Annotated in this window: 18 protein-coding genes; 8 read left to right on the top strand and 10 right to left on the bottom strand. The window is 56.5% G+C overall.

The annotated features are described in order from the left end of the window. Both E3E42_RS07295 and E3E42_RS07290 read left to right on the top strand, forming a co-directional pair. A complete protein-coding gene (locus E3E42_RS07295) occupies window positions 1-660 on the top strand; it encodes a CbiQ family ECF transporter T component (protein ID WP_167903724.1) in 660 nt (219 codons plus the stop codon). Further along, the gene (locus E3E42_RS07290; protein WP_167903722.1) at window positions 657-1,451 is read left to right on the top strand and encodes an energy-coupling factor ABC transporter ATP-binding protein; all 795 of its coding nucleotides are present in this window, start codon (window positions 657-659) and stop codon (window positions 1,449-1,451) included. Before E3E42_RS07295 ends, E3E42_RS07290 begins: the two co-directional genes overlap by 4 nt. Here E3E42_RS07290 and glmM read toward each other — a convergent pair. The 9 genes from glmM to E3E42_RS07245 all read right to left on the bottom strand — a co-directional run bounded on the left by glmM (window position 1,448) and on the right by E3E42_RS07245 (window position 9,347). Further along, window positions 1,448-2,818 carry a phosphoglucosamine mutase gene (glmM, locus tag E3E42_RS07285; RefSeq protein ID WP_167903720.1) on the bottom strand — a complete coding sequence of 457 codons (1,371 nt, stop codon included), beginning with the start codon at window positions 2,816-2,818 and terminating at the stop codon, window positions 1,448-1,450. The genes E3E42_RS07290 and glmM overlap by 4 nt on opposite strands. A 10-nt stretch (window positions 2,819-2,828) precedes the next feature. Then, entirely contained in the window at window positions 2,829-3,257 is a 429-nt protein-coding gene (locus tag E3E42_RS07280; protein ID WP_167903718.1) for a hypothetical protein, read from the bottom strand. Continuing rightward, window positions 3,257-4,660, bottom strand: coding sequence for a mannose-1-phosphate guanylyltransferase/mannose-6-phosphate isomerase (locus E3E42_RS07275; protein WP_167903717.1), 1,404 nt, complete (start codon window positions 4,658-4,660; stop codon window positions 3,257-3,259). The genes E3E42_RS07280 and E3E42_RS07275 overlap by 1 nt, the downstream gene beginning before the upstream one ends. Window positions 4,661-4,729: 69 nt before the next feature. Further along, on the bottom strand, window positions 4,730-6,091 hold the full coding sequence (locus E3E42_RS07270; protein WP_167903716.1) for an ADP-specific glucokinase: 1,362 nt from the start codon (window positions 6,089-6,091) through the stop codon (window positions 4,730-4,732). Between the two features lie 71 nt (window positions 6,092-6,162). Beyond that, window positions 6,163-6,732, bottom strand: a complete 570-nt coding sequence (locus tag E3E42_RS07265) for a glucose-6-phosphate isomerase (protein ID WP_167904015.1) — start codon at window positions 6,730-6,732, stop codon at window positions 6,163-6,165. A 66-nt stretch (window positions 6,733-6,798) separates the two neighbouring features. Continuing rightward, entirely contained in the window at window positions 6,799-7,407 is a 609-nt protein-coding gene (locus tag E3E42_RS07260) for a site-2 protease family protein (RefSeq protein ID WP_240913666.1), read from the bottom strand. 21 nt (window positions 7,408-7,428) lie between these two features. After that, window positions 7,429-7,608 (bottom strand): KH domain-containing protein, encoded by a 180-nt coding sequence (locus E3E42_RS07255; protein ID WP_167903715.1) that lies wholly within the window; start codon window positions 7,606-7,608, stop codon window positions 7,429-7,431. A gap of 96 nt (window positions 7,609-7,704) precedes the next feature. Next, window positions 7,705-8,406 (bottom strand): TraB domain-containing protein, encoded by a 702-nt coding sequence (locus E3E42_RS07250; RefSeq protein WP_167903714.1) that lies wholly within the window; start codon window positions 8,404-8,406, stop codon window positions 7,705-7,707. After that, window positions 8,403-9,347, bottom strand: coding sequence for a ribonuclease Z (locus E3E42_RS07245; protein ID WP_167903713.1), 945 nt, complete (start codon window positions 9,345-9,347; stop codon window positions 8,403-8,405). Before E3E42_RS07245 ends, E3E42_RS07250 begins: the two co-directional genes overlap by 4 nt. Before the next feature lie 88 nt (window positions 9,348-9,435). Between E3E42_RS07245 and E3E42_RS07240 the strand changes: the two genes are divergently transcribed. The 3 genes from E3E42_RS07240 to tdt all read left to right on the top strand — a co-directional run bounded on the left by E3E42_RS07240 (window position 9,436) and on the right by tdt (window position 11,916). Beyond that, window positions 9,436-10,395 carry a tetratricopeptide repeat protein gene (locus E3E42_RS07240; protein WP_167903712.1) on the top strand — a complete coding sequence of 320 codons (960 nt, stop codon included), beginning with the start codon at window positions 9,436-9,438 and terminating at the stop codon, window positions 10,393-10,395. 82 nt (window positions 10,396-10,477) lie between these two features. Continuing rightward, window positions 10,478-10,849 carry a NifB/NifX family molybdenum-iron cluster-binding protein gene (locus tag E3E42_RS07235; RefSeq protein ID WP_167903711.1) on the top strand — a complete coding sequence of 124 codons (372 nt, stop codon included), beginning with the start codon at window positions 10,478-10,480 and terminating at the stop codon, window positions 10,847-10,849. Between the two features lie 44 nt (window positions 10,850-10,893). Then, complete coding sequence (gene tdt / locus E3E42_RS07230) at window positions 10,894-11,916, top strand: tellurite-resistance/dicarboxylate transporter (protein WP_167903710.1); 1,023 nt, start codon at window positions 10,894-10,896, stop codon at window positions 11,914-11,916. On the opposite strand, the gene E3E42_RS07225 is transcribed toward tdt, so the two are convergent. Continuing rightward, entirely contained in the window at window positions 11,885-12,622 is a 738-nt protein-coding gene (locus E3E42_RS07225; RefSeq protein ID WP_167903709.1) for a sulfite exporter TauE/SafE family protein, read from the bottom strand. The two genes, tdt and E3E42_RS07225, sit on opposite strands and share 32 nt — an antisense overlap. An 83-nt stretch (window positions 12,623-12,705) precedes the next feature. Here E3E42_RS07225 and E3E42_RS07220 point away from each other — a divergent pair, with 83 nt between their 5' ends. From E3E42_RS07220 to E3E42_RS07210, 3 genes are read left to right on the top strand one after another with little or no spacing between them, the layout of a single operon-like run. Continuing rightward, window positions 12,706-13,638 (top strand): hypothetical protein, encoded by a 933-nt coding sequence (locus E3E42_RS07220; RefSeq protein WP_167903708.1) that lies wholly within the window; start codon window positions 12,706-12,708, stop codon window positions 13,636-13,638. Window positions 13,639-13,690: 52 nt separating this feature from the next. Beyond that, complete coding sequence (hypA, locus tag E3E42_RS07215; protein ID WP_167903707.1) at window positions 13,691-14,110, top strand: hydrogenase nickel incorporation protein HypA; 420 nt, start codon at window positions 13,691-13,693, stop codon at window positions 14,108-14,110. After that, window positions 14,107-14,838, top strand: a complete 732-nt coding sequence (locus E3E42_RS07210; RefSeq protein ID WP_167903706.1) for an Mrp/NBP35 family ATP-binding protein — start codon at window positions 14,107-14,109, stop codon at window positions 14,836-14,838. The genes hypA and E3E42_RS07210 overlap by 4 nt, the downstream gene beginning before the upstream one ends. Window positions 14,839-14,850 lie beyond the last annotated feature (12 nt).

Raw genomic sequence — 14,850 nt, 5'->3', positions numbered from 1 at the left:
GTGTACCTGCCCTTCATTTTCCTTTATGCTATGGGAGTGGTCACGAGAAAGAGCCTCACCGAGTTAGTCTACTTTGCGCTTCTGTTTCTGGTTGTTGTGCTCACAATGAGGCCGAAGAAGAGCGTTTTCAAGAACCTCGGCTTCCTCCTCGGCTTCGAAGGGCTGCTCTTCATTCTTGCACTTTTCAATCCGGGCGAAACGCTCGTAGACACTCCCTTCGGCCCGATAACCCACGAGGGCGTTTATTCCTTTTTCCTGCTCCTCGGTAAGGCCTTCCTTTCGGCAGGAACCGCTGTTGTTATCACCAGCTCCGTCGGGTTCTCAAGGATACTCGCCGAGATGGAAGCCTTAAGATTCCCGCGGATACTCGTCCTCACACTGGCGTTCACCTACCGCTACCTCGACCTCTTCGTGGACGAGACAACGAGAATGAAGCGCGCCCTCGACTCAAGGGCCTTTGGAATCGGAAAGAGGGAATACTACAGAAAGCTCGGCTCCCTCATCGGCGAGATATTCCTGCGGACATACCTGCGAAATGGAAGGATTTACAGGGCCATGCTATCGAGGGGCTTCGGGGAGTTTCCAAGGGTGGAAGAGCCAAAACCCAGTATTCACACGGTCCTGCTTTCGGTACTGGCACTGGGGGGTCTGCTGATATGATTGAGCTGAGGAACGTCCACTTTTCCTACGGCGGCAGGGAAATACTCACTGGTATAAACATTACTATCGAAGACGGCGAGCTTTTCGGCTTCCTCGGCCCGAACGGAGCCGGAAAGAGCACCCTGATGCTGCACTTCAACGGCATACTGAAGCCCAAAAGGGGAAAGGTGCTCATAGACGGCGTCAACCCGGTGAAGAACCCGAAAGAGGTCAGGAGAAAAGTTGGCATAGTCTTTCAGGACCCCAACGACCAGCTGTTCTCGCCGACCGTCTTTGAGGACGTTGCATTCGGCCCCTACAACCTTGGCCTCAGGGGAAAGGAGCTCGAAGAGCGCGTTATGTGGGCGCTTGACAAAGTAGGCATGGCAGAATATGCGAACCGGGAAACGAAGGAGCTCAGCTTCGGGGAGAAGAAGAGGATAGCGATAGCCACCGTCCTTGCCATGAAGCCACAGATAATAGTATTCGACGAACCCTTCGCCAACCTCGACTTCAGGGGCAAGAGGCTGATGCGGGAGCTCATGCTCGAACTGAAGGGGGAGGGGAAAACCGTCATCCTTGCTTCCCACGAGGCAGATTACCTCTCGCTCTGCGACAGGATAGCCCTTATGGATCGCGGAAGGATTATCACAGTCGGGACTCCCGAAGAGGTACTTGGAAATCCAGAGCTCCTTAGGGAGCACAATCTGGATGTCCCTCCCCTGGCCGAGCTCTTCCTGAGCCTGGGCCTGCGGGTTCCAAGGAGCGCGGAAGAGGGGAGAAAACTGCTGGAAGAGTGGAAACGGGGCTAAGCCCCAATTACCCTCTCCAGAAGCTCCAGCCCAAGTTTAAGGTACTCCTCGGCCTTTCCCTCACTCTTCGCCTCACTGAAGACCCTGATTATCGGCTCCGTTCCGCTGGCCCTCACGAGTACCCAGCCGTCTTCAAAGAGAATTTTGGTTCCGTCGGTGGTGTCCACCCTGTAACCCTTCTTTTCAGCGAGCTCCGCCACCCTGGCCACTATCGCCTTCCTGTCGCCCTCAACGTGCTTCTTCGTTTTGAACTGGTAGTATTTCGGAAGCTCATCAATCAGCTCGCTGAACTTCTTGCCCGACTTTGCGAAAATCTCGACTATCTTGGCTGTGGTCATCGCCCCGTCCCTGCCGAGGACGAAGTCCGGGAAGATAACGCCGCCGTTTTCCTCTCCCCCTATCGTCCCGTTGTGCTCGAGAAGAGCACGGGCGACGATGAGGTCGCCGACCTTGGTTCTCATGACTTCCGCGTTGTTCCTCTCCGCTATATCGTCGAGCAGGTTGGAGGTGGCTATGGTGGTGACGAGAAGTCCACCGCCGTTCTCCCTCAGAACGGCATCGGCAACCAGGGCAAAGGTCCTGTCGCCCTGTATGAACCTGCCGTTCTCGTCTATGAACACTGCCCTGTCGGCGTCGCCATCTTGAGCGACTCCGAAGTCCGCTCCGAGGGCCTTGACTATCCGCATAAAGCCCCTCAGGTTCTCCTCATTGGGCTCGGGGTTTCTCGCGGGGAAGTGGCCGTCGGGATGGGCGTTCACGCTCACCACTTTACAACCGAGCTCCCTGAGCAGATAGGGAAGCGTCAAACTACCCGCGCCGTTGGATGTGTCAACGACAACGAAGGGCTTCCGCTTTTTGATGGCCTCAACGTCAACCCTGCTCTTTATCGCCTCGATGTAGGGTCTGATGACGTCTTCCTTCCTGACATCGCCTATCCCGTCCCACCTGGCCCTGTCGAAGTCGTCTTTAAAGAAAACATCCTCAACTACCGCTTCCCTCTCCTTCTTCAACCCCATGCCGTTGGGTTCAAGCAGCTTTATGCCGTTGTATTCGGGTGGATTGTGGCTCGCCGTTATCACGGCGCCGCCATCGGCTTTGAAGTGCGCCGTCGCGAACTGTATTGCAGGGGTTGGCGCTATTCCAACGTCTATGACGTCGCAGCCGACGCTGAGGAGGCCGCTTATCAATGCGTCCTTCAGCATCTCCCCGCTAACGCGGGTGTCCATTCCGACCACTACGAGGGGCCTCCTTCTGCCCTCGCGCCTGAGCATCGTTCCGAAGGCCATGCCCATCTTGAGGGCGAACTCTGGCGTTATCATTTCGTTGGCTATCCCCCTGACGCCGAAGGTCCCAAAGAGCCTTCCCATTGCAATCACCTCACATTAGAGCACTGGCAAAGTTGATTATCATCATCACGAAGATGTAGAGGCCGTAGACGAACGCCCCAGCCTGAATCAGCGAGACGAGTATCTTCAGCGGCTTCCACTTGCCGGAGAGCAGGGGCACGGGTATGCCTATCAGTATCGCGGCGAATAGGTAAACCACTGCGTTCTTTATGGCGGAGTAGTCCACGGGTATGTCTATCTGCGGGTAGGTTATGGTGACCTCCTGGCCCTGAACTGTAAAGGTTATATCGGCGTTCTGAAGCCCCACGACGATTATGTAGGACATTATGAGCACGAAGAGCAGCGTGGGCAGAAGGCTGAGCGAAAGGGAAGATATGGAGCTGCTGAACCGCTCCCATTCATCCCCGCAGTTCCGGACCTTCTCCTTCTTTTCCTTCTTTTCGGATTCTTCAGTCATCATCAATCCCTCCCGAAATCGTCCGCAAAGCGAACTATATCATCCTCACCGAGGTACTCCCCAATCTGGGTCTCTATGACCTCAAGAACGACCTTCCCCGGATTCTCAAGGCGGTGCTTAACTCCTGCCGGAATGAATGTGCTCTCCCCCGGCCGGAGGAGGATTTCCCTGTCCCCAACGGTGACCTTAGCGGTTCCCCTAACGACAACCCAGTGCTCGCTCCTGTGGTAGTGCATCTGAAGGGAGAGCTTCTTGCCGGGCAGAACGGTGAGGCGCTTTATCTTGTATCTCTCGTTCTCCTCCAAAACAGTGTAGCTTCCCCAGGGACGATAGGCGGTCCTGTGGACAAAGACCCTCTCGTCTCCGCGCTCCTTGAGCAGTTTGTAAACCTCCTTGACGCGCTGGCTCTCCCCACGGTGCGCGATGAGAAGGGCGTCGTCCGTGTCTATTATTATAAGGTCCTCAACACCGACCGTCGCAGTCAGGCGTTCCGTCATCACGAGGTTGTTCCGGGAGTTCAGGGGAATGTACTCCGACTTCCTGCTGCCAATCTTTACGGCGTTTCCGCTCTCGTCCTTCCCCATAACCTCATAGATGGCGTCGAAGCTGCCCAGGTCGTTCCAGTAGACGTTAAGGGGCACCACCGCGGCCTTGTCCGTCTTCTCCATGATTCCGTAGTCTATGCTGATGTCAGGGGCGGCGCGGTAGGCTTCATCCACACTTTCGGCGTTCTCAAAGGCCTCGTACACGTCGGGGGCGTGTCGATGGATCTCCTCAATGAAGACTTCGGTATCAAACATGAACATGCCGCTGTTCCAGTAGTAGCCGTTCTCAACGTAGCGCTTGGCAGTTTCGAAGTCCGGCTTCTCCTTGAACTCATCGACGCGGTAGCCGAGGAGCTCGTCACCCTCCCGCAGGGCCCCGCCCGGCTTTATGTAACCGTAGCCAGTGTGGGGCCGGGTCGGCTTTACCCCGAAGGTAACCAGATGCCCCCGGGCGAGCCTCTCCGCGTTCCTGAAAGCCCTTTCATAGGCTTCGTTGGCTTCTATCAGGTGGTCGCTCGGGAGAACGGCGACGATTGAGTCCCCAAACGTTTCCTCAACCTGCTTTATGCCCCAGTAGATGGCCGGCAGGGTGTTCTTTCCCTCCGGTTCGAGCAGGATATTCTCCTCCGGAAGCTCCAGGCCAAGCTCCCTGATGTCGTCGAGAACCCTGAACCTGTACGCCTTGTTGGTCACGACAAATATTTCATCCGACTTCGAGAACCCCAGATTGAGCACCCTCTCCACGGTCCTCTGGAAAAGGGAACGATCGTCCAGGAACCGAACGAACTGCTTCGGCATCAGCTCCCTGCTCAGCGGCCAGAGGCGCGTTCCCTTGCCCCCCGCAAGAATAAGCGTCTTCATGGTAACCACCCCTGATTTCTGGACAATACTTGGGCCCATCTGTTTTTAACTTTGGCGTAGAAATGAAATTTAACGGAGGGCGAACTCGCCCACGAAGGCCGAGCTGGATATTGTGTCACCGATTCCGACGGTGCTCTTGGGCCTCGTTACTATCTTCGTCGGAACGAAGGAGAGCTGGTAGCCATCGATCTCAGCGATGCCGTTCTTCATGCAGTACTCCCCGGCAAGCTTCTCCTCCACCGCTCCAGCATTCTCGTTCACCGGGACGTCCATGGCCTTGACCACGTCGTCTATCGAGCGGACGTCGCCGAGCTTCGCCTTGGCGGCGGCAGCCAGTGCCGCGAAGAGCAGCGCGTCGCGGACGAACTCGCCCTTATAGCTGGTCAGGGCGAGGTAGTAGCCGTAGGTATGGAAGTGTATCCTCTTAACACCAGTTCTCTCGGCGAGCTTGAGCATGGCCTCGGTGACCGCGATTGGGTCCACTGGGTCGTCGGCGAGGAGCTTCTCAGCGAGGCCCTTCTCACCCATGACCTCCATTATCGAGGCGAGCTCGACCTCGTTGAGGCCGACGCTGTGGAAACGGCCCAGGACGTCAATCAGGGCCCTTCTGACGGTCTCATCCGCGGTGAAGGCGAACTCAAGGTGAACCGGAACGTCCCTCGCGTTCAGAATTTCGAGGTGGCGCACCATCTCCTCAAAAGGCTCGCTGTAGTTCTCCCTCGTTAGAGTCTGGAGACCGCTGATGATTCCCAGCTCGGCTTTTTTCGCTATCTCCTCAAAGTGTTCGGTGAACTCGGGCCTTATGTAGACGTTCGGGTTGTAGTCATCGGCGGCGCCAATGAAGCGGTTCTCGCGGGGTGCCTCGAAGCCGAGAACCTCGAACCCGCGCGGGAACTCGTAAATGTAGTGGATGCAGTTCTCCTCGTCGGCCAGGAACTCCTTTGGATGGACGAGGTTAAGCTTCCCGTTCTCGACCTTGGGGACGTAGACCGGTCCGTCCTTGAAGAGGTCCGCCTGAAGCCTCGAAACCTGGGGAACGTGGGCTATGACCGGAACGTTGTAAACGCCGCCGAGGAGGTTGGCCATTATTCCGACCTGGCCCCCCATCCTGAGCTCGTCCCAGCCCCACCGCCTCATGTAGAACCTGACTGTGCAGCTCTCGACGAAGAGTTCCGCCGCCTTTCCGCGCCTGATGCTCCAGAGAATTCCACCGAAGAGATGCTCAATGGAGGTTATCTTCTCCGGAAGCTCCTCGGAGTACCCCAGAACCTCGTCCTTTCCGGCCAGCTCTATCCGCCGCCCCAGGTCCGTGGAGTCAAGGTACTTTATGGCGTCGATGTTCGTGTTGTACGCGAGGAGAACCCCACCGATTCTCCCAATGTTTTCACGGACTTTATTGAAGGCCGATGAGTAGAGAGCGTCCCAGGACATTGTATCACCGGGAGTGATGTAACTGCTGAAAGTTAATAAGGGTTGCGGTGAGAAGAAGAAAAATCAAAGGTTCACTCCTTCCACTTCGGGCTGTCAACGACCCTGACCTCACCGTTCTCCTCGACCACGAGTTTGGAGAAGCCCTTCTCGGCTATGCTGCCGTAGTCGTGGCCTGCGTCGGCGGGATATATCGCCAGGAAGATGAACGGCTCGTCGCCCGTGTTAACGGTCCTGTGCGCCCAGTAGGGGGGAACGTAGACAACCGTTCCGGGCCCCATCTCTATCCATTCGGCCTTTCCTTCGGGCGTCTGGAGGAGCATTCCGCCTCTTCCCTTGATGCCGTAGTATATCTCCGCCCTGTCTGCCTTGGAGTGATAGTGGCCCTTGGTGAAGAAGAACTCCCTTCCGACCTTACCCGGGTAGAGGACGGTGGTTGCGAAGTTGAGGTCGCCGTCCTTCTCCTCCTGCTCAATCGCGTAAACCTCGTAGACAACCGGGTTCTCCTTGAGAAGCTCTGCGTAAGCTTTTTCATCGACGAAGTATCCCTTCAGGTCGCTGAGCCTTCTGACGAGCTTTTTGGCCCCGGGAATGACGCCGGTTTCGAGGTCAATATCAACACCCAGCGGATTCTTGTACTCCATTGGAACCACCGTGATAGAAGTGAAGGTGGGGCTATTTAACCTTTCCCTTCTGTATCACCGAAAGTGTTACAGCAGTCTGAAGAGGAGGTAGGCGACGCCGATGGAGACCGCCCAGTAGCCGGCGTTCCAGCGGACGACCTTGGAGCCATCCAGCGGCGGGAACGGGAGCAGGTTGAAGAACGCCAGCCACAGATTGACCGTTGCCGTCGTCTTGATGACCCACCAGAGGGGAGTGAACGGAACCGCTGCTCTCAGGGCCACCAGTGCGGCAGCGCCGACGGCTATGTTGGTAAGCGGGCCCGCGAGGGATATCTTTCCAAAGGCCTCCCTGGAATCCACCGCGTAGGGAGCGTGAACCTGAACGGCACCGAGGGCGGCGAATATCCAGGTCGTTCCGGTGAGAAGGCGCGTCGCTATGCCCACGAGGAGCGCCATGAGTATGCCAGTGTCCCAGCGTTTGTAATACGCCCTGTAGCCGTAGTGCCGCGCCACCTGCCTGTGGGCGAGCTCGTGGAAGATGAAGGCTGTTAGAACGGCGATGAGGGAGTAGGGAATCGCGTAGGGGTCAAAGTTGGAAAACAGCAGAGCGAGGACTAGAAAAGAAATCAGCAAATCCTCGATCTCCCTCCTTCCCATGCTGCCCCTGTGAACGTCCTTCCACGGTTCATAGCCCATCGAAACGCCCCACGGGGAGGCTCACTTGCCCTTTACTTCAATCTTCTTGCCGATTACAAGCTCGGCGGCTTTAACGGCGGCACCGCCGCTCCCCACCGCTATCCTCACCTGATCCTCCGGAACGTAAACGACTATCCTGTCCTCAAGCTCCTCGATTTCAAGAATCTTGACGTTGAGCATCTTTTCGAGTCTGTCCTTCATGGCGAATCCCCAAGAATGCTGGGGCGGTTCTAAATATAAAAGTAACGAAAGAAACGAACCAATCGAAGTCCCCGGGGGACTCTCCTCTGAGGGTTATCACATCGCCCCTGCGGCCCAGTATGGCGAGAGAAACCTTTGCTCCCTGGCCCTGTCGAGGAGGTGCTCTATCCCCGGCTTGTGGCCGAGGCCAACGACCGCTATGACCCTCGGCCTCTTGACCCCCCGTAGCTTTAGGTTCTCCACTATCGAGATCAGGTTCCTCGCCATGACCTCGTTCCTCTCCTCGACCAGAACGCGGTAGAGGTAGGGATAGCGGCGCTTGAACTGCACCATCATGACCCTGTACTCCGCCATTGGGTCGGAGGGCTCGCCGAGCCTAACGGGCAGGAATATTCCCAGGGCTTCCAGGGCCATGAGAAGCTTCTCCCTCCCCGGGGCGGCGGCTATCTTGGAGAGTATGACGTTTATGTCCTCGTCTATGAGGTAGAGCGGAACACCCAACCTCTGGGCGGCGTTTATAGCGGCTTTCATTTCCTCCCCGGGTGCCATCCCGAACTCCTCCCCGAGCCTCTCCTCGACCTTCGCGAGTGCGTAATTTATCAGCCCCTTCCTGCCGAAGCGGAGGGCTTCCTCGAGGGTCATGCGTCTGTTCTCATTCATGGCCAGGAAGCGCGCCCTGTCGAGTTCTATCGCAACGGCATGGGGCCTCTCACCGAGTATCGTTCTGATCACCTCTTCCCTGCTCTTCGGCGAAACGTGCATCGTGCCTATGAGCTTGACGTAGCGAAGATAGCTCATCCTCTCTCCTCCAGAAGGTTTCTCACGCTGAATTTGCCCGATTTAAACATCAAAAGGTCGAAGTCCCGCGGAACCACGAAGTCAACCCCGAACTCGCGGCATATTCGCGAGGCCTCGCTCAGGTATTCGTCGTAGGTGTATCGGAAGGCCCTGTGGAAGAGGGCAAGGAGCTTAACCTTGGCCCTCCTGGCCGTCTCGCAGGCCTCCTCAACCGTCGAGTGATAGCTATCGCCCCTGTGGGCGGGATTCAGATAGGTTGCCTCGTGGATGAGCAGGTCTGCCCTCTCCGCGAAGAGCCTGACCCTTTCCGCGGGCTCGGTGTCGCCGGTGTAGACGACCTTGAGGCCCTTTCTCCTTGGCCCGGTGACGTCCTCGAGGCGGATTATCCGGCCGTTCCACTCGATTTGACCCTCCCGCTCGAGCTTCCCGAGTACCGGCCCCTCGCTCAGGCCGTATTGGGCGAGCTTCTCGGGCAGAAACCTCCCCCGCCTGTCCTTCTCCTTAAAGACGTAGCCCAGAGCCGGAATCCCGTGCTCGACCTTGAAGCTCCAGATTTCGTAGTCCCCGAACTTCAGCCTCGTCTCGCCAAGCTCGTGGACGTGTATATCGAAACCCGGCCTGAAGAAGCCGCTCTGGAGAAAGTGCTGGACGAACTCAAAGGTGTACTTGGGGCCGTAAATGTGGAGGGGTTTTTCCCTGTCCCAGAGGTTCATCGTCTGTATCAAGGCGGCCAGGCCAAGGTAGTGGTCGCCGTGGAAGTGGGTGATGAAGATCTTCTCCACCTTCATCGGGCTGAGTTTAGCGGTGTTCATCTGCCTCATCGTGCCCTCTCCGACGTCGAAGAGTATAACCTCGCCCCTGTAGCGGAGCGCTATGGCCGGAACGTTTCTCTCCCTGGTGGGCATTATGCCGCCCGTGCCGAGGAAAATCACTTCAAGCATGTTCATAGTTTCCACGCTGAGATTAAAAACCTAAGCATGCCAAACGTTAAATACTTCCGGACGGCTAATTATTCTGAGGTGTTCTGAGATGGAGGAGATTCTGAAGGCAATCGAGGAAAAGGACTGCAAAAAGGTCGCAGACCTTCTGTACCACAGGGTTGACGAGCTGGGCGACGAGGAGCTTAAAGAGGTTCTCGAGAAGGCCGAAAAGCTCGCCCTGGAGTGTAGAGACTTTGAACTTTACAAGCTCACCGTTTACTACTTCAGCGAGCTTCTGGGGATTGACAAGCTGAGCGAGTTTGAGAAGCTGGTCGAAGAGGAAGACACCTTTGAGATTAAGTTCGAGCTGGCGGATCTGTACTACCTCATCGGGGAGCTTGAGAAGAGCTTCGACCTCCACCGCTCCCTCCTGGAAGAGGAAACCGCAAGGGGCAACAAAGAGAACGTGGCAAAGGTGTATTACAGCATGGCCCTCATCCACGAGGAGCTTCAGGAGTACGAAAAGGCAATCGAGCTAATGGAAAAAGCAAAGGACATCTACAAAGAACTCGGAAAAGAGGAGGAGATTCTCAGAATAGACATACACAGGGCCTACGTGGTATTCGAGGCGGGTGAGACCTACGAGGCAAAGGCCATGCTTGCAGGACTGCTCCCGCTGGCGGAGGACAAAAAAGACCTTCTCGTGGAGATACACCTGAGCTTCGAGGAAATATTCGAGGAGGACGAGAACTACGAGGCCGCTTTGCAGGAGTGTCTCTACGCCCTCGTCAACGCCAGGGGCTCGGACTATGAGGACGTGGCCTTCGGCTCACTGATGGATATCCTCTGGCAGCTGATGCTCGAAGACGATTTCGAGACGGTTTACCTTCACATGGACATGTTCGCCAGGGCGCTCCCGGAGCTGGCGGACTTCTTCGAGGCCGTGAAGGCCATAGCCCTCTACAAGGACGGCAAAATAGAGGGAGAAGAGGCGAGCAAAGCCCTGGAAAAGGTCAAGGACCAGCGCCTGCTCGACCTTCTGGAGTTCCTCGGCGAGGCGGAGCTCTGATTCCCCTTTTATCTTCTCCCAGATCAGTGTGCATATGCACAATCTTTATATGTGAAGGGTTTTTCATAATAGTGGTGATCCCATGAGAATCGCGGTTCCCCTGAAGGATGAGAGAGGGCTGGAAAGCGAGGTCTGCGAACACTTCGGCCGGGCGAAATATTTCGCGTTCGTTGAGGTTGACGATGGCACCATCAAGGGCGCCGAAGTCGTCGAGGTTCCCTTCGAAGAGCACGGGCCGGGCGACCTTCCGAATTTCATCAAGGAGCACGACGGTGATGTGGTTCTCGCCTACGGGATGGGCAGGAAGGCCATGGCGTACTTCGAGAGCCTCGGGATAGCCGTCGTCACCGGCGCCCATGGAAGGGTTAAAGACGTCGTTGAGGCCTTCATACACCAGGTTCTTGAGGTCGATCCCCACTGGAGGGAGAGGATAGAGGCGACGAAGCACCAGTGAAAAGGTTTTTAAATGAAATTTTTTTCATTTAATTTGGTGGTCTCATGGGAATCAAAGACTTCGCGCCGAGCTGGTTCGCGAGCGTTATGGGAACCGGCGCCCTGGCCCTCGTAAGCAATGCCTACTCCGAGAAACTGCCGCTCCTGGGAAGCTTCGCAGAGTTCCTGATTTACCTCAATACGGTTTTGTTCTTCGCCCTGCTGGCCCCCTGGATTCTGAGATGGTTGAAATACAGGGAAGACGCCCTCAGGGACCTTCACCACCCGGTTCTCGGGAACTTCTACGGCACCATCGCGATAGCCATGCTGATCCTTTCAGCGGACTACCTGATGATATTCGAAAACACCACCATCGCGTGGGCATTCTGGCTGGCCGGTGTTCCACTCACGGTCTTCTTCGCCTTCCTCATCCCCTACCTATTCTTCACCTGCGAGGGAATTGACACCAAGGCCATAACACCGGCGTGGTTCATTCCGCCGGTGGGGCTGATAGTCATTCCCATAAGCGGCGCCAAGCTGATGACGCTGGCGAGCGGAACGGCGAGGGAAATCATGGCCTTCATCAACTTCTTCGCGTGGGGTTCCGGCTTCTTCCTATACCTGGCCCTGTTCGCGCTGGTGATGCTCCGCTTCATCCGCCACGAGCCGATGCCCTGCGGGATAGCCCCGTCAATATGGATAAACCTGGGTCCTATCGGCGCGGGAACGAGCACGCTCTACGCCCTGGTTAAGGCGAGTGACTTCATAACCGTCAAGGAGCCTTTCCTGGCCTTCGGCCTGCTCTTCTGGGGCTTTGGCGTCTGGTGGTTCGTGATGGCAGTAATCTTAACGCTCCACTACATCAGAAAGCTCAATTTACCGTACAGCCTCGCCTGGTGGGCCTTCATATTCCCCCTCGGTGCCTACGTCAGTGCCACCTTCAACGTGGGAACGACCTTTGGGATAAACGCTATCGTCAACTTCGGCTTTGCCCTCTACTGGCTTCTTCTGGCGATGTGGCTTGTTACAGGCGCCCTAACGCTGAAGAACTTTCTCCTCAAAGGCCCAGCGCAACGAGGAGCGTCTTAAGGGCTATGACGTACATTATGACCCCTATCACCTTTTTCACCTGCTCCGAGCTCATCCTGAAGTGCATCAGGTGGGTCCCGAGCCAGCCACCCGCTATGGCCGGAATCGACACCCAGAGGAGCAGTTCCCAGTTCAGAGCCCCCATCCGCCAGTAGGTGAGGAACCCGCTCAGCGACGAGAAGAAAACCACCAGGGCCGTCGTCGCCGCCACTTTCTTCGGCTCGTAGCCCAGGAGTATCAGGGCCGGACTTATTATCCCCCCACCACCAACTCCAAGAAGACCACCTAAAAAGCCCGCTATTCCGCCGATGATGGAACCCTCGGCTATGCGGTTTCCGCCTCCCCTCGCCCTCGGTCTGAAGAATAACATCATGGTTCCGGAGTAAAGGAGGAAGGCCACGAAGATAACGAGAACCCCCCGGTGGGGGATGAACTTCCCGGAGTAAGCCCCGAGTGGGGCCATTAGGGTCGCCGAGACCAGGATGGGAAGGCCAAAGCGGTGATCGAGCTTTCCGGCCTTGATGTTCTTGACCGTTGCGGAGAGCATCGAGAGGGTGTTTATGAACAAGCCAGCCGGCTTTGCAGTCATGAGTGGAACTCCCAGCCAGCCCATCACCGGGACTATCGCTATCGCCGAGCCAACTCCCCCTATCGAGAAGATGATGCTGAGAACGAAGGCAATCAGCGCAAGCTCCGGATAGTTCATTTTAGGTCACCCTAAAACCGTGGGTAGTTCAATTTAAAAGCCCTTCTATCTGATGGATGTTAAAACCGGGAAGAGGGCCAAACATGAACCCCAAAACCAAGGTCGCTTTAATCCTCTCGCTCATCTCACCTTTCTTCGCCGAGGTGCTGAGCGGCTCGACTCCACCGCTCGAGGTTCTCACAGAACCCCTCTCGTTCCCGTTCCTGTGGGCATACTACGGTGCAGGGGTTCTCCTCGTCAGAGAGGTCTGGGTGCGCTGGGGAAGGGGCTACCTCCGGCTCATGCTCCTCGGATTTATCTACGGCATCGTGGAGGAGGGTCTCGTGATAAAGTCGTGGTTCAACCCCGACTGGCCGGACCTGGATGTCTTCAGCGTTTACGGGCGTGTATGGGGAGTTAACACCGTCTGGGCGGTGTGGCTGACAATATTCCACTCCCTGATGAGCATAGCCATGCCGATAATGGTTGTTGATGCCCTCTACCCCGAGTTCTCGGGGGAAAGACTCCTGGGAAGGAGGGGGCTTATCATTGCGTCCGTCTCGTTTCTGGTGTCCGGGGTGGTTTTCTTCACCTTCCTCGTCCCTTACCGTCCACCGGCACTCCAGTATTCCCTCACCATCGTCCTTACGGCGCTTCTGCTGTTCCTTGCGAGGAGGGTGAGGAGGGAAGCCATCTTCAAGCGCGGCCTTCCGAGGGGGCATCCCTTCGTCTACGGCTTCCTGGTGTCCTTCACGCTGTTCTTCACCTTCACGGCCTTTCCCCACTCTTCCGTGTCCCCGATTGTACCCGCCCTCTTGGGACTGCTTCTAACCCTCCACTTCTACTCCATACCCGCCCATCTGGACGAAAGGGGCCGCTACGCCCTCGCCCTTGGCTTTCTGGCCTTCTGGTTCGTGCCCTACGACATAATCCTTGAGCTCAACGGTGTGATGGGTGAAGCGTTCCTCGGCGTGGCCACCTTCGCCCTTCTGGCGTGGAGGATGAAGAAAATGACTGGCAGTGAACCCAAGGTTTGAAACCCGTCCATTTTTAAGCGTGGGGGATCAAGATTTAAACGGAGGGATCGAGATGCATGAGTGGGCACTCGCTGATGGTATAGTTAGAACCGCCCTCGACTACGCACAAAAAGAAGGCGCGTCTAAGCTCATGGCCGTTCAGGTAGTTCTCGGCGAACTCCAGGACGTCAACGCAGAGATAGTTGAGTTCGCGATGAGGGAGCTCTTCAAGGGCACCATAGGAGAGGGGGCGGAGATAGAGTTCGTAGAGGAGGAGGCGGTTTTCAAGTGCCGTGACTGCGGTCACGAATGGAAGCTTAAAGAGGTCAAGGGAAGCTTTGACGAGCGCATAAAGGAGGACATCCACTTCATCCCGGAGGTCGTTCATGCCTTCCTCGCCTGTCCGAAGTGCGGCAGCAGGGACTTCGAGGTTGTGCAGGGCAGGGGGGTTTACATAAGCGGCATAAAGATTGAGAAGGAGGGAGAGGCATGATAAGCATAGACCCGCGCGTCAAGGGCATAGAGGGCAGGCTTGAGAAGGTGAAGCGCATCATTCCCGTCGTCAGTGGAAAGGGCGGCGTTGGAAAGTCGCTGGTTTCGACTACGCTGGCCCTCGTCCTGGCAGAGAAGGGCTATAAGGTCGGCCTGCTGGACCTCGACTTCCACGGCGCGAGCGACCACGTTATCCTCGGCTTCGAGCCAGAGGAGTTCCCGGAGGAGGAGTACGGAGTAATCCCGCCGGCGGTTCACGGGATAAAGTTCATGAGCATCGTCTACTACTCCGAGGACAAGCCGACGCCCATGAGGGGTATGGAGGTCAGCGACGCCCTCATAGAACTCCTCACAATAACCCGCTGGGACGAGCTGGACTACCTCATCATAGACATGCCGCCCGGCCTTGGAGACCAGTTCCTCGACGTCATGCGCTTCCTCAAGAAGGGTGAATTCATCGTGGTGGCAACACCGTCAAAGCTGGCCATCAACGTCGTCAGAAAGCTCATCGAGGTTCTGAGGGAAAGGGAATACAAAATCCTCGGAATCGTCGAGAACCTCAAACTGGACGAGGAGAAGGACATAGAGGAGCTGGCAAAGAGGTTTGACGTGCCCTACCTAACCGGTATACCGCTGTACAGGGACCTGGAAGACAAGATAGGGAAGCCCGATGAGCTCCTGAGGACGGCCTTCGCGGAGAGGATACGGGAGGTCGCGGAGAGGATTTAGCGAAGGTTTTTC

The organism is Thermococcus sp. JdF3 (assembly GCF_012027495.1).
In the GTDB taxonomy this organism is placed as follows: Archaea; Methanobacteriota_B; Thermococci; order Thermococcales; family Thermococcaceae; genus Thermococcus.
This window is presented reverse-complemented; position numbering and strand designations above follow the sequence as displayed.

Coding starts and splice junctions, on each gene's coding strand:
- E3E42_RS07250 (WP_167903714.1), bottom strand. CDS start 8,406: ATGAGCTATCTTCGCTACGTCAAGCTCATAGGCACGATGCACGTTTCG.
- E3E42_RS07225 (WP_167903709.1), bottom strand. CDS start 12,622: ATGAACTATCCGGAGCTTGCGCTGATTGCCTTCGTTCTCAGCATCATC.
- E3E42_RS07245 (WP_167903713.1), bottom strand. CDS start 9,347: ATGCTTGAAGTGATTTTCCTCGGCACGGGCGGCATAATGCCCACCAGG.
- hypA (WP_167903707.1), top strand. CDS start 13,691: ATGCATGAGTGGGCACTCGCTGATGGTATAGTTAGAACCGCCCTCGAC.
- E3E42_RS07255 (WP_167903715.1), bottom strand. CDS start 7,608: ATGAAGGACAGACTCGAAAAGATGCTCAACGTCAAGATTCTTGAAATC.
- E3E42_RS07235 (WP_167903711.1), top strand. CDS start 10,478: ATGAGAATCGCGGTTCCCCTGAAGGATGAGAGAGGGCTGGAAAGCGAG.
- E3E42_RS07220 (WP_167903708.1), top strand. CDS start 12,706: ATGAACCCCAAAACCAAGGTCGCTTTAATCCTCTCGCTCATCTCACCT.
- E3E42_RS07240 (WP_167903712.1), top strand. CDS start 9,436: ATGGAGGAGATTCTGAAGGCAATCGAGGAAAAGGACTGCAAAAAGGTC.
- E3E42_RS07210 (WP_167903706.1), top strand. CDS start 14,107: ATGATAAGCATAGACCCGCGCGTCAAGGGCATAGAGGGCAGGCTTGAG.
- E3E42_RS07260 (WP_240913666.1), bottom strand. CDS start 7,407: ATGGGCTATGAACCGTGGAAGGACGTTCACAGGGGCAGCATGGGAAGG.
- tdt (WP_167903710.1), top strand. CDS start 10,894: ATGGGAATCAAAGACTTCGCGCCGAGCTGGTTCGCGAGCGTTATGGGA.
- E3E42_RS07270 (WP_167903716.1), bottom strand. CDS start 6,091: ATGTCCTGGGACGCTCTCTACTCATCGGCCTTCAATAAAGTCCGTGAA.
- E3E42_RS07275 (WP_167903717.1), bottom strand. CDS start 4,660: ATGAAGACGCTTATTCTTGCGGGGGGCAAGGGAACGCGCCTCTGGCCG.
- E3E42_RS07265 (WP_167904015.1), bottom strand. CDS start 6,732: ATGGAGTACAAGAATCCGCTGGGTGTTGATATTGACCTCGAAACCGGC.
- E3E42_RS07280 (WP_167903718.1), bottom strand. CDS start 3,257: ATGATGACTGAAGAATCCGAAAAGAAGGAAAAGAAGGAGAAGGTCCGG.
- glmM (WP_167903720.1), bottom strand. CDS start 2,818: ATGGGAAGGCTCTTTGGGACCTTCGGCGTCAGGGGGATAGCCAACGAA.
- E3E42_RS07290 (WP_167903722.1), top strand. CDS start 657: ATGATTGAGCTGAGGAACGTCCACTTTTCCTACGGCGGCAGGGAAATA.